17 protein-coding genes and 3 tRNA genes are annotated in these 12,450 nt (G+C 42.0%); 11 read left to right on the top strand and 9 right to left on the bottom strand.

Annotated elements, in window-relative coordinates:
- Window positions 1-7 precede the first annotated feature (7 nt).
- The 3 genes from LRM41_RS03320 to LRM41_RS03310 are packed head-to-tail and all read left to right on the top strand — an operon-like array spanning window position 8 to window position 1,197.
- Complete coding sequence (locus tag LRM41_RS03320) at window positions 8-277, top strand: YtxH domain-containing protein (protein ID WP_129631738.1); 270 nt, start codon at window positions 8-10, stop codon at window positions 275-277.
- A 40-nt stretch (window positions 278-317) separates the two neighbouring features.
- A complete protein-coding gene (locus tag LRM41_RS03315) occupies window positions 318-860 on the top strand; it encodes a hypothetical protein (protein ID WP_243819445.1) in 543 nt (180 codons plus the stop codon).
- A complete protein-coding gene (locus LRM41_RS03310) occupies window positions 853-1,197 on the top strand; it encodes a hypothetical protein (protein WP_243819444.1) in 345 nt (114 codons plus the stop codon). The genes LRM41_RS03315 and LRM41_RS03310 overlap by 8 nt, the downstream gene beginning before the upstream one ends.
- Window positions 1,198-1,200: 3 nt before the next feature.
- Here LRM41_RS03310 and LRM41_RS03305 read toward each other — a convergent pair whose 3' ends face one another.
- A complete protein-coding gene (locus LRM41_RS03305; protein WP_243819443.1) occupies window positions 1,201-2,103 on the bottom strand; it encodes a mechanosensitive ion channel family protein in 903 nt (300 codons plus the stop codon).
- Between the two features lie 24 nt (window positions 2,104-2,127).
- Here LRM41_RS03305 and trmB point away from each other — a divergent pair, with 24 nt between their 5' ends.
- Window positions 2,128-2,769 (top strand): tRNA (guanosine(46)-N7)-methyltransferase TrmB, encoded by a 642-nt coding sequence (trmB, locus tag LRM41_RS03300; protein WP_243819442.1) that lies wholly within the window; start codon window positions 2,128-2,130, stop codon window positions 2,767-2,769.
- A gap of 17 nt (window positions 2,770-2,786) precedes the next feature.
- A complete protein-coding gene (locus LRM41_RS03295) occupies window positions 2,787-3,134 on the top strand; it encodes a nucleoside triphosphate pyrophosphohydrolase family protein (protein WP_243819441.1) in 348 nt (115 codons plus the stop codon).
- On the opposite strand, the gene LRM41_RS03290 is transcribed toward LRM41_RS03295, so the two are convergent.
- Window positions 3,131-4,381, bottom strand: a complete 1,251-nt coding sequence (locus tag LRM41_RS03290; protein WP_243819440.1) for a UDP-N-acetylmuramate--L-alanine ligase — start codon at window positions 4,379-4,381, stop codon at window positions 3,131-3,133. The genes LRM41_RS03295 and LRM41_RS03290 overlap by 4 nt on opposite strands.
- A gap of 84 nt (window positions 4,382-4,465) precedes the next feature.
- Between LRM41_RS03290 and LRM41_RS03285 the strand changes: the two genes are divergently transcribed.
- From LRM41_RS03285 to LRM41_RS03275, 3 genes are all read left to right on the top strand, one after another.
- Complete coding sequence (locus LRM41_RS03285) at window positions 4,466-5,131, top strand: hypothetical protein (RefSeq protein WP_243819439.1); 666 nt, start codon at window positions 4,466-4,468, stop codon at window positions 5,129-5,131.
- 67 nt (window positions 5,132-5,198) lie between these two features.
- Entirely contained in the window at window positions 5,199-5,405 is a 207-nt protein-coding gene (locus LRM41_RS03280) for a hypothetical protein (RefSeq protein ID WP_082001355.1), read from the top strand.
- Window positions 5,406-5,541: 136 nt separating this feature from the next.
- Window positions 5,542-6,033: a hypothetical protein gene (locus LRM41_RS03275; RefSeq protein ID WP_243819438.1), complete on the top strand. Its 492-nt coding sequence runs from the start codon at window positions 5,542-5,544 to the stop codon at window positions 6,031-6,033.
- 37 nt (window positions 6,034-6,070) lie between these two features.
- Here LRM41_RS03275 and LRM41_RS03270 read toward each other — a convergent pair.
- The 6 genes from LRM41_RS03270 to LRM41_RS03245 form a co-directional block, all read right to left on the bottom strand.
- Window positions 6,071-6,147 (bottom strand) — tRNA-Met (locus LRM41_RS03270).
- 43 nt (window positions 6,148-6,190) lie between these two features.
- Window positions 6,191-6,640, bottom strand: a complete 450-nt coding sequence (locus LRM41_RS03265) for a hypothetical protein (RefSeq protein WP_243819437.1) — start codon at window positions 6,638-6,640, stop codon at window positions 6,191-6,193.
- Window positions 6,641-6,704: 64 nt separating this feature from the next.
- A tRNA-Ile gene (locus LRM41_RS03260) sits at window positions 6,705-6,780 on the bottom strand.
- A 30-nt stretch (window positions 6,781-6,810) separates the two neighbouring features.
- Entirely contained in the window at window positions 6,811-8,181 is a 1,371-nt protein-coding gene (locus tag LRM41_RS03255; RefSeq protein WP_243819436.1) for a dihydrolipoyl dehydrogenase family protein, read from the bottom strand.
- An 8-nt stretch (window positions 8,182-8,189) separates the two neighbouring features.
- A complete protein-coding gene (locus tag LRM41_RS03250) occupies window positions 8,190-8,477 on the bottom strand; it encodes a hypothetical protein (protein ID WP_129631704.1) in 288 nt (95 codons plus the stop codon).
- Complete coding sequence (locus tag LRM41_RS03245; protein ID WP_243819435.1) at window positions 8,471-9,208, bottom strand: hypothetical protein; 738 nt, start codon at window positions 9,206-9,208, stop codon at window positions 8,471-8,473. The genes LRM41_RS03250 and LRM41_RS03245 overlap by 7 nt, the downstream gene beginning before the upstream one ends.
- A gap of 140 nt (window positions 9,209-9,348) precedes the next feature.
- Between LRM41_RS03245 and LRM41_RS03240 the strand changes: the two genes are divergently transcribed.
- A complete protein-coding gene (locus LRM41_RS03240; RefSeq protein ID WP_243819434.1) occupies window positions 9,349-9,513 on the top strand; it encodes a hypothetical protein in 165 nt (54 codons plus the stop codon).
- Between the two features lie 51 nt (window positions 9,514-9,564).
- Here the strand turns inward: LRM41_RS03240 and LRM41_RS03235 are convergent.
- A tRNA-Met gene (locus LRM41_RS03235) sits at window positions 9,565-9,641 on the bottom strand.
- Window positions 9,642-9,715: 74 nt separating this feature from the next.
- Between LRM41_RS03235 and tilS the strand changes: the two genes are divergently transcribed.
- Together tilS and ftsH are read left to right on the top strand one after the other, a co-directional pair.
- Window positions 9,716-10,552, top strand: coding sequence for a tRNA lysidine(34) synthetase TilS (gene tilS / locus LRM41_RS03230; RefSeq protein ID WP_243819433.1), 837 nt, complete (start codon window positions 9,716-9,718; stop codon window positions 10,550-10,552).
- Between the two features lie 28 nt (window positions 10,553-10,580).
- Window positions 10,581-12,449 carry an ATP-dependent zinc metalloprotease FtsH gene (ftsH, locus tag LRM41_RS03225; protein WP_243819432.1) on the top strand — a complete coding sequence of 623 codons (1,869 nt, stop codon included), beginning with the start codon at window positions 10,581-10,583 and terminating at the stop codon, window positions 12,447-12,449.
- The last annotated feature ends 1 nt before the right edge of the window (window position 12,450 follow it).

Here is a 12,450-nt window from a genome sequence, read left to right as displayed (position 1 = left end):
TAAATATATGAAAAAAGTTTTAGCAATTATCGGAGCGGTAGCAGCAGGTTTTACAGCTGGAATTTTAACTGCACCAAAGAGCGGTAAGGAAACAAGGAAAGACTTGAAGGATAAAGCTGTAAAAATGAAAGCCGACACTGAAAAGGTGGCTTGCAAAGCGACTGCCGCAGCAAAAGACAGCTTAAGTTCGTTAAAAGCTGGCTCTCAGAAAGTTGGAGATGCTGTAGCAGAAACCGCAAAAGACGTTAAGGGTAACGTCGAAAAACGTTTCAAGTAATATTTGACTCTATTCAAGAAGACGTGAGATAATATAAGTGATGAAAAAAGTTACTTTCTATCTCGCGTCTTTTTTGATTACTTCTAGTTTGTTAGTGACGCCACGGGCAGTTGAGGCTCAGTCCGTCGATGCTACGGCTGATTCTGAGATTATAAAAACGCTTGATCGAAACTGTAGTTCCGTAAGAGTTGCTATTAAAAATATCCATACCAATGACGCTCTAACTAGAGTTAACGTTGGACAGAGATATAATTCTATTTCTACCAAACTTATGGCCAGGCTGAACGGTCGATTGGCAATCAATAAGCTGGACAGCTCAAAGTTAGTGAATATTACTAATGAATTCGAGTTGACGAGACTTAAGTTTAATAGCAATTACAACGATTACGATACTGCGATGACTGATCTTCAGCGCGCAAATTGCTCTAATAATGTGGCAGACTATTATCAAAAATTGACCGTCGCTCGCGAGGCTCGTAATAAACTTTCTGAGGACGTGAAGGTCTTGGATGAATTATTGGTGAGATATAAAGAAGAAGTGCAAGTTATTAAAAATTCGCTGTCTGGAGGTTCTAATGAATAGAGCTAAGGAATTATTTCGTAGTTATAAATTCGCTACATTTATTGGGCTGACTATTGCGGTCTCGGTTGTGTTGGTATCGATTGCGATGTTTATGTATTACAAGACTGACGCTTATCGATTAGACTTGAGTCGCCCAGAATACGCTTCTCGCCGCAATCAAATTAGCAAGGATGCGGATGAAAAAAGTCACGAATTTGACGCGCAAGGTACAGTAAGCAAGGATACATTGAAGGAATTTTTGGGAATTTATGATAAAGAAGTAGAGAGCGTTAATAAAATCAAAGCGTTTTCTAATGATGTGTTGAGCGATAAAGAGTTAGGTTTGTCTAATAATTAATCTTTATCTTCTGGTTATTGAGGTTGGGGTCGGCAGGGTTGCCAAAAGAACGCCTTCGCGGTCAAAGTTCTGTAGCAATCGATGTCGCATCTCGGAAGTCACAGACCACTGATCGGATGGCTGAGTTTTTCCAGCAATGATCAATTCTGTTCCTCGTCCAGTAATATCACCAACGGAAACGAATTTAGGCGGATCGATAATTTTCTTTTGCCAAGCCTTTTCTTTAGCCAATTCTTGACCAGTAGCGTTAATGATGTCTGTAACTGCAGAAATGTCGGAACTTGGGTCGATATAAATGCTGAAGCGCGACATACTATAGCCCATAGTTTTATTGATAACGTGCTGAATCGTGCCATTCGGAACATAATGAACATTACCCTCAGAATCTCGTATAACAGTAGTGCGAGTGCCGACTCTCTCGACGGTTCCAGCGGCTCCCATTACGTCAACAACATCGCCAACACGATATTGATTTTCGGCGATGATGAAAATACCAGACAAGAAGTCCTTAACGAGCGATTGAGCGCCAAATCCTAATGCCACACCGATTATGCCAGCACTAGCGAATAGCGGCGATAAATCAAATAGAAATAGTTTATTGGCGACAATTGCGGCTACATAGAAAATTATTATGATTTGCCAGAAACTTCGGGTTAATTGGATGAGAGTTTTTTCGCGCTTTTCTATGTCTTTACGGTGCCAGGAACGATGTTTAGCGGTGGAGCGTATAGAATAATGGATAGTCCAAGATAATAAATATTTCCCCAGAAAATAAACAAAAACAGAGCCGATAATAATGCTGACTGTGTCGATAATGCGTTCACTAATTAGCCAGCCAAGGTTGTTGCCGTGTAGCCATTGACCTAACGTAGAAGAATTTAAGAACTGTTTTATAAGCTTATCCATTATTGATTTAGTATAATAGAAAATATGAGTTTTGTCGATCCGAATCAATTTATTATCACTAGAAAACGTAAGAAGTATAAGTTTGCTTTATTTCACAATTCACCTCTGTGTTTTGAATTTGACGAGTGGGCAAAGCGGGAAATCGATTGTTTGGAAATCGGTGCCGGAACTGGACTATTCAGCGTGGAGCTTGCATTGCGCCATCCTGAAAAAACATTTTTAGCAATTGACGTTAAAGGCGATCGATTACAGAAGGGCGCGAAAATTGCTGAAGAAAAAGGGCTGGAGAATGTGTTTTTTGTTCGGGCGCGGGCTGACCAAATAGACCAATTAGTGGAGCAGAATTCTTTGGAGCAAATTTGGGTAACATTTCCTGATCCGTTTCCGAGGAAGCATAGCGCTGGGCGCCGCTTGACTCATCCTAATTTTTTGAAGAAGTATTCTTCATTGCTAAAATCGGACGGGTCTTTATTAATCAAACACGACGATCACATTTTTTTCTGCTGGAGCTTGGAGCAATTGGTGGCAGAAAAATGGCAAATTAAAGAGTTGAGTTTTGATCTTCATGAATCCGCGCTAAATGACGAATATAAAATAATGACGACTTACGAGCAAAGGTGGATTGGCGAAGGAAAAACTATTAATTTCGTAAGAACTACCCGCTAATAAATGAAAGGAATATTATGCAATTTAACGATTATTCAACTAAAGCAATTTCTACCTTAACAGATAAAGATTCTCATAAATATGGCGATGTTGACGCGAGATTGACGGCACAGATATTGGGATTAAGTGGCGAATCTGGCGAAGTTATGGAGAAGTTTAAGAAAATTTTACGTGATAAAAATGGCGAGATTTCGGAGAATGACCGCGACGCAATAATAAAAGAGCTCGGTGACGTGCTTTGGTATGTCAATTCTATAGCGCATTTGCTCGGTTGTAGTTTAGAGGAAGTGGCTCGCAGAAATAATGATAAACTGCTCAGTCGCCAGAGTCGGGGAAAGATTCATGGCAGCGGAGATGATCGCTAATTTTTAGCTAATTGCTCGCGAATCCATCCGTCGATTGTGCCAGCGCCCATGCACAGGACGAGCTTGCCAGAGTTCCTTGCCGCGGTTATTTCTTGCCATAAACTGCCATCTAATTCGGCAAAATGAACTTTTTCTTTGTCAATATTTTTAGCAAGTTGTTGCGGCGTCAAGGTTGGCAAATCTGGATTTTCCCTAGTTAAGTAAGTCGGCAGCCAGTAAATTTCATTGGCATCACGGAAAATATCATCAGTGTATTGATCAATTATCTCGTGCTGGCGAACATTTTGGTGTGGCTGATAAACCAGGATTACATCGTTTGACAACTCCTTAGCCATCTGTAATGTCGCTTGAATTTCAACTGGGTGATGTCCATAGTCAGAATATAGATTTTCGGCGAGCTTTTCAAAACGTCGTCCTGAGCCAGGGAAGGAGTTTGTTGCTTGGTATATTTCTAACTCCTCCGCGTCCACTCCCATATGCTTCAAAGCTTCGATCACCAAAGTAGCGTTCTTTCGGTTGTGCTCGCCGGGCAGAGTGATGTTTTTGTTGGAATCGTGCAAGATTGTTAGATTTTTCTCATCAAATATGGCGGAATTTTCTTGCCACGCGATAACTTTTTTAGATTTTTCACCGAATTCACGGAAGGCGTCTAAGTAAGATTCTTTTGTTGGATATGTGTCTGGATGGTCGTAATCAACAGATGTGATAAGGCTAATTTCTGGAGAAAAATGCAAAAAGTTGCGGTCAAATTCGTCACATTCGTATACGAAAAATTGGCTATTTTTATCAAATGTTCCGCTTGGTCCAAAGCTTAAAGTCGAACCCACAGAATAACTAACAGGAATTTGCAATTGCTCCATTGTCCAGACTAGCATACTTGTTGTTGTGGTTTTTCCGTGCGTACCAGCGATTGCAATGAGGTTGAGATTTTTATCAGCAATAATCTGCGCCAAAAGCTCATCACGCTTGCTGGTTTTTATGCCTAATTTTCGCGCCAAGACTAATTCTGGGTGATTTTCCGGTAAAGCAGCGGTGTAAATAAACCAGTCAAATGGTGACTTTTCGTGTTCTGATTGTAAAAATGCGCCAGATTGATCTAAAGAAATAGGTATTCCAGCTGACTCTAATTCGTTTGTGATTAGACTTGGTGATCTGTCGGAGCCGCAAACGTCATATCCAGCTTCTAAAGCAATTCTACTCAGTGGTCCGATACCAACGCCGCCAATTCCTGAAAAATAAATTCGCATACAAATATTATACCACCGCAGCGGTAACAATATTCACGTCATTGGGATAATTTGCTATACTAAAATCATAGAGAAGGCGGTGGGATGGCTATAGACAAGAAGAAAACTAAGTTCAGAATTAAGCGACTCAGTCAGATTAAGACTTGGCAGTTGGTTATTTTATTGATTATGTCTGGATTTATTTCTGCGACTTTTTTGAGGTTGAATAATGTTGGTATGGTCGAGCGACGAGAATCTGTAGAAAATGCAGATAAGGCTGGAGATATAGTCAATCTTCAGCAGCGACTATACGATTTGCAGCGTTATGTATCTACACATATGAACGCTGATCCGGGGAAGATTGCGCTGGATCATACGTATAAACAAATGTATGACCGGAAGCTGAAAGAGTTCGAGGAGGAGATAAAAAATCAGTCTAACAATGACACTGTGTCGAAAGTTAGGGCTGTTTGTGATGCTAGGGCGCAACAAGGCGGTTACGGCCGATTTACGACACAGGCGGATCCGAGGTATATCAATTGTATTAACGAGGAGTGGGCGAAATATCCTGCCGCGAAAGCCACTAACTTGCAGTTTGAAGCACCTTCAACCGAGCCGTATTATCACACTTTCGTCTCGCCGATATGGTCAGCTGATTACGCGGGGTGGTCTTTGCTGGTGACGATATTCATTGCTATGATTATCGTAATGAGGTTGGTTGTTCTGGGGATGTTAAAGTTGATGATTAGGCGGCGAAATAAGCTTTTTTAGCTTGACAGGGGTGATATAGAGATAGTAATCTATATAGGTATATCATTAATAGGAGGTATATAACCAAATGGCTTATAAACATACCAACTCAAAGGGCATCACATATTACTTGCATAAGACTGACGTAACTTTGCGCGGCGGCAAGACTCAAACTATTTACTTCTTCGCTAAGGTTGAGAAGAATGAAAAGGGTACACCATGTGATCTACCAGAAGATCGTATTGTGAAAGAAAACCCACGCAACGGCTTTTTGACAATTTCTAAGAAAAAATAGTCCTTTGCTTGCACCATAAGCGCGTTTGGTGATATAGTAAAACCAAACAAACAGGTGCCATAACTCCTCTGTAAAAAGCAGGGGAGTTTTTTGTGGGGTTGATTATTTGTGGATATTGTGGTATAATAGTTACTATATGAAGTCGAAGACGGTTGAAGTGTTGGAGCTTGCTAGGCCAAACAGAGCGGGCGTTATTGATGTTGTTGATTCGGACGGTAATGTTGTGCCGTTGGATTATTTAGGCGAAGATTTTGTTCCTGATGCGAATAGTTATAGTGATGAAGATTTTACGAAGAGAAATAGAATTATAGTTGAGATGTGTGATCTTTTCGGCAGGATTCGTCGTCGTGCTGGCTTTGCCGAATGTCATAGAGGTCGTGGTGACTATGATCGAGCTCGTCGCATAGAAAGAAACAGGGGTAGTGATATTTCTGAAGTTGCCAGACTTGCTATAAGTGCTTGTGAAGCATGTCCACTTAAGCTTGATTGTGAACTGTATGGTAAATTAGGAGGGGCTGTCCTAAGTGATGTTTTGGACTATAAAAAAGTTCGCACAGCCACATCTCTGACTAAAGCAGGCAAGAAACGTTCAGGTTGGAATAAGGGCTGTATAGATAATAATGCGTAAAGAAAAAGCCCCCTTCTGAATGAAGAGGGATTTTTCTTGGTGGCGGGGGTAGGATTTGAACCTACGACCTTTTGGTTATGAGCCAAACGAGCTACCAGGCTGCTCTACCCCGCGATACATAATTATGATATCAGCTTAACGTGATAATTGCAACACCTTAGTGTTTATGACTATTGCCACCAAATAGAAAGTTCATCCATTGTTGGAAGTTGCTGTCAGTCCGTTTCGTGTTTGATGCGAATTTTTGGGCAGGCGTGGCGCTTTCAAATGACTGGGTGATGAGCTGTTTTTCGCCAGGTAGACCTTTTCCCGTGCGCTGTCTAATAGTTAATTCTTGATACTCTTCGCTTTGATAATATTTCGATTCGTATTCCAGCAAGGTGACTTGCAATTTTTCTATTTCCACTTGTTGGCGTTTATTGTCTATAGACCGTTGCAACTCGTAGTTTTTCTGCATTGATTCAATGGAGCCCCAGGCCCAACTCATGGCAATTAAAATCGCAGCTGCAATAACGACATTATTTAGGGTCAAATAGTCGTGCTGTATTCTGTAAATTAATCGTTTGAGTTTTAATTTGTTCATTTTTGCAAATTTAATATCTACCACATAATATTGTAGCAGGAATGGTAAAAATATTCATCTTATGATTATCAAATTCGAATTCAGAATGTGGTGGGGGCGGCTGGGATCGAACCAGCGACCAATCGGTTATGAGCCGACTGCTCTAACCCCTGAGCTACGCCCCCGTGAGACTTATTATAGCGCATCAGAGGTAATTATAGAAGTTTTCCAGCGGCAATTCGCACGGCTTCTGACCAAGAAGTAAAACAATGCGGAGTGGATGCCAGTTCTTCGCTGGTAATTTTATGTCGAACAGCTAGGGTTAGCTCGGCTGCCATATCGCTAGCGTGTGGTCCGACGATCGTTCCGCCTATGACAACTCGCTTCTTGTCAACGATCAATTTCACAAAACCTATTCGCTGGTCGGTAATATTGCTGCGTACGGTAGTCGTGAGCGGAACAATTGCTATTTTTGCGCTTATTCCTTTCACCTTACAATCATATTCATTCATTCCAATTTGAGCTATTTCTGGCTGAGTAAATGCAACTTGTAGGCGTGGGGAATCATTGAATTTAATCTTATTATTATGTAGCAAATTATGAGCTGCAATACGACTCTGCGCTAAAGCTGTGTGGGTTTGGATATTGGCGTCAGTTACATTTCCTGCGGCAAAAATATGTCGAGCGGAAGTTTGCAGGTAAGAATTAACCAAAATGCCATTTTCGGTATATTTTACGCCGGCGTTCTCTAAGCCTAAATCTGTTGCAGGCAATTGTTGGTCGGCAATTAGAATCTCATCAACGCGTACAGATTTCTCTATTCGTCCTTGCAGAAAAGTGACGCGCTTTTGTATAGACGATTTTTGTATAGCGATAACCTTAGTGCGAGCTAAGATTGAAATATTGCGATTTTTTGCGTCATTCGTAACCAAAGTGCTGACTTCTGGGTCAAATGTTGATAATATTCTGGACGATTTCTCTGCTACGTAAACTTTTGTTCCCAGGGTGGAGAAGATGTGCGCCAATTCTAGTGCTGTAGCTCCCGCGCCAACAATGAATATGGTTTTTGGTGGGCGCTTCAAGCTAAAAATAGTTTTTGGAGTGTGATAAGAAACGGCGCTTAACCCAGGTATTTCTGGAATTTGCCAATCAGATCCAGTTGCAATGAGAAATTTGCGAGCGGACAAGTGTCTTCTATTGATGGCTATTTCGTTCGGACTCAAGAAATGTGCATTGCCAGCAAAAACACTAATGCCTTGTTTTTCGTAATAATAGCGATTGCCGCCAGCTCCAGTTCTCTTTACAACTTTGTCTTTCCAGGATAGCAGAGAAGGGTAATTATACCCAACCGAGTTAGTGCGCAACCCAAACCTAGCGGCATCTTTGGCTGTTTGATAAACGTTAAGAGCGTGAGTTAAGAATCCAGTTGGTACATCTCCCCAGTTTGGTGATTCCCCGCCGAATGTTGATTTTTCTACAACAGCAACTTTTTTTCCGGCACTTGCTAGTATGCTGGCTGCGGGTGAACCGCCAGCGCCACTACCAATTACGATATAGTCATAGTCAAAAGTTGGTTTTTGCGACATCAAATCTCCTAAATTATGGTTTTATAATTTTTATATAAATAGGCTGCGTCAGGATGTAGAGTTTTCATAATGCGTTGTGCTTGGCGGCGGATATCAGCAGAGGTTATTTCTGGGTGAGTTTCACACCAATTCATGACGCCCAAAGTGACGGTTTTTGCAATGTCTTGAGCTTGACCTTCTGGTGTGCGAACGCTTAGACAGGTGGCAATTATGGAATTGTGGAGCTTATCTGGGCTAAACTCCTCTGGTGGTCGTTTTCCTTGTTTGATGACGTCAATTTGACCTGGCTTTACCATAGATTGCCTCCATAGCTAATGACGCCAATAGCGCGGTCGACAAATAGGAATGCCGCCAAAATTAGTAAGCTACCGCCGCTGGCGAATTGCAAAAATCTCTTATGTTCTTCTCTCCAACGTTGTAGATTAGAGATGCTGCGTCCGCTGCCGATCAAGACGATAACGACAAACAACGGCAGCGTGGACACGATGACGTAGATTGTCATGCTGATGATTTGCAAGAAGGGGTCTGGTAGGGTGATAATAGCCAGACTAGCGGCGATAATTGGCGCGATGATGAATATGATTTCTGCAATAACGCTAATTATTCCCAGAGCAAAGCTTTCTATGGAATTTTTGGTTTTTTTGGTGCGCTTGTTTAAATATTCCGCAAAATTGCGTGGAAGCCATAATGAAGTTCCTGGTTGTCGTCGAAAGTAGAATGCCCAAATTGCGATTCCTAATCCAAACATCATCCCTGAAGAGATGGCGGCAACGAGTTGCTCTGCGCTGGTGATGTGGTGGATGAATAGTGATAAGAAATAGGAAATTGAGCTGATAAGTAACAAGGTGATCATTGCGACTCCAAGTACAAAACTGTTGCTCATACGAAAAATTTTTCTCTGGGCGGTTTTTTTGCCAATTGAATGTCCGCTAAGTAACGTTAAAACACTGACGCTAAGCTGAAAACTAGCGTGAATAATCGCTGCAAAAATTATGGTAGCCAGTGATGAGATTGTTACAGGGGTCATTTTTGTGTATAAATCCTTCTCTACCAGTGTACCACAAGCGGAATGAAAAGGTAAATAATGACCGAAAAAGGTATTGCTTTTTTGTCAAATTTATGATAGTATAAAGACAGTTAAATAATTAACACAAAAAAGGAAAAAATATGGAAATCAACACCAGTGAATTAGCTGAATTTTTAGAAGTAACTCGAAAAAAGGATTTAGCAACGTGGGAGCGTCAGCGTAATTCATGGGAATTGGATAGTTTTGTGTCACGACGATTGGCGGCTTTGGACGGCGCTCAATCTGAAGAGCTTGAGCTAATTTAATTCAGTATCTATAAAAAATTCCCCGTCGTATTGACGAGGAAAGATAATTTCTGGTAGCACCGGGTGGACCCGAACCACCGACCTCAGGCTTATGAGTCCTGCGCTCTAACCAGCTGAGCTACGGTGCCACACTGCATTGATTGTAACAGATAGTATAAAATTTGCCAAATACGTTTTAGGTAAATTGTGAGATAATGGATATGTGAGATATATTATCGCAGTCAGTGGTGGGATTGATTCGGTAGTTTTGCTGGATTTGATGTCGCGAACGGAAAAAGATTTGGTGGTCGCTCATTTTGACCACGGAATTCGTGAGGATTCGGCTAGTGATGCTAGATTTGTCGAGGCTTTAGCTGATAGGTATAAAATACAATTTGTTTGTCGGCGTGAAAAGTTGGGGGCTGATGCTAGTGAAGAATTGGCACGCCAAAGACGGTATGAATTTTTGCGTGGCGTGGCGACGGATTTTGGTGGCGTGATAGTGACAGCGCATCATCGAGATGACATTATTGAAACTGTAGCGATGAACCTTAAGCGTGGCTCCAGGTGGCGAGGCTTGGCGGGGATGAGCGATAGTCAAATAGTTAGACCTATGAATGGATGGACGAAGCAGAGAATTTATGAATATGCGATTCGCCAGAAATTGGAATGGTGTGAAGATGAGACAAATCAAAGCGACTTGTATCAGAGAAATAAATTTAGACGCAAGATAAATCGTGAACTTGATGAATACCAGAAGCTTGGAGTATATGAGGCGTGGCGAAAACAGAGAGAATTAAGAGGGGAAATTGAGCAGGAGATAGAGAAGTTTGATGGAGAAGTCCTGAGTCGGTATTTTTTGACAATGATAGATGATAATGTCGCACAAGAATTACTATATTATTACGTTTTACGACATTATGACGTGTCGTTACTGGGTTCTCAACTGGAGCGTATGCTAATTGCTATAAAAATTGGAAAAGCTGGCTCTTGCTGGCAAGCTGGCGGCGGCATTGTGATGAAATTGACGCTAAGAAGTGTTATAATAAAGAGAGTTTGATTAGTATAGGCGAAAGGATTAGTTGAGAATGGCTGTTAAGATGCCTCAAAGAAATGGAAAGAATAGAATAAGTCAAATTTTACGATTTGGATTGTTTTGGGCAATTATAATTTTTGTAGCGTTAATTTTTTACGCAACGCTCTTCCCTGCGTCAAATCTTAAAGATGTTGCATTATCTGATGTAGTGCGTCGAGCAAATGACGGTAAAATTGCTCAATTGGAGATTCAAGGAAACGATATTAAGGTGACGCCTAAGGGAGAGTCAAAACCTACTGAACGTTCAGTCAAGGAATCTAGTAGCATTTATGAGCAGGGCTTGAACAAGGATGCTAAGGTTGAGGTGAAGGTTATTCCACCATCCACAACCGGCGAAACTATGTGGAACCTGGCGGTTATGGTTGTGCCTGTGCTGATTGTCGTGGTGTTCTTTATGTTTATGATGCGCCAAGCTCAGGGTCAAAATAATCAAGCGATGGGATTTGGCAAGAGTAAGGCTCGCCTGTATGGACAAGATAAAGAAAAGGTTCTGTTTACGGATATCGCTGGAAATGATAACGCCAAGCAAGATCTGCAGGAAGTTGTTGATTTCCTCAAGCATCCGAAGAAATATAAAGATTTGGGCGCAAGGATTCCAAAAGGCGTATTGTTAGTCGGTAATCCAGGTACAGGTAAGACGATGCTAGCCCGAGCTGTTGCTGGTGAGGCTGGTGTGCCATTCTTCTCGATCTCCGGTTCTGAATTTGTGGAAATGTTTGTCGGTGTTGGCGCTAGCCGAGTGCGAGACCTATTTTCTAAGGCTAAGAAAAATGCGCCGTGCATTATATTTATTGACGAGATTGACGCCGTGGGTCGTAAGCGTGGCTCTGGTATGGGTGGTGGTCATGATGAGCGCGAGCAAACCCTGAACCAGATTTTGGTGGAAATGGATGGTTTTGATGGCGAAAATAATGTTATTGTTTTGGCGGCAACCAACCGCGCGGATGTTTTGGATCCGGCTTTGCTTCGCCCTGGACGATTTGACCGACGTGTGAATATTACATTACCAGAACGTAAAGATCGTGAGGCAATTCTGAAGGTTCACTTTAAGAAAAAGCCAACTGATGAAACTGTTGATCTTGATAAATTGGCAGCAAAAACCGCTGGCTCATCTGGTGCGGACTTGGCAAATATGGCTAATGAAGCTGCGATCATTGCCGCTCGTCGCAACAAGAAGAAGATCTCAAATGACGAATTAACTGAGGCGTTTGAGCGTGTGGCAATTGGTCCAGAGCGCAAGACTAAGATAATGAACGATCACGAGAAAGAATTGACTGCTTATCACGAAGCTGGCCACGCAATTGTTGGTCACGTCTTGCCTGATTCCGACCCAGTTCACAAGGTTACGATTATTCCACGCGGCGGTACCGGTGGAATAACGTGGTTCTTGCCGCCAGAAGATAAGAGCTACACGAATGTTTACGAGTTTAAGGATATTTTGGCTCGGGCAATGGGCGGACGAATCGCTGAACAGTTGATTTACGGCGATGACGGAATCACTACTGGAGCTGGTTCGGATTTGCGAAAAGCGACTGAAATTGCCCGTGATATGGTGATTGAGCAAGGAATGGGCAAGGGCTTGCGCGATCAAGTATTCCATGAAGATAACGGCGGCTTGATGTTCGATAAGATGACCAGAGAGCGTCCGTATTCTGATGAGACTGCGAAGATGATTGATGAGGAAGTCGCGCAATTGATTACCGAAGCTAAACATCGTGCAATGTTGGTATTGAAAGAGAATCGTTCGTTCCTTGATAAGTTGGCTGAGGCTCTACTAAAGGAAGAAACTCTGGAAGAATCTGAGGTTGACGAGATTCTTAAAGGCACTAAATTACCAAAAGAAGCTAAACTGCATTCGTAAA

The organism is Candidatus Nanosynbacter sp. TM7-087 (assembly GCF_022828365.1).
Taxonomy (GTDB): Bacteria; Patescibacteriota; Saccharimonadia; order Saccharimonadales; family Saccharimonadaceae; genus Nanosynbacter.
This window is presented reverse-complemented; position numbering and strand designations above follow the sequence as displayed.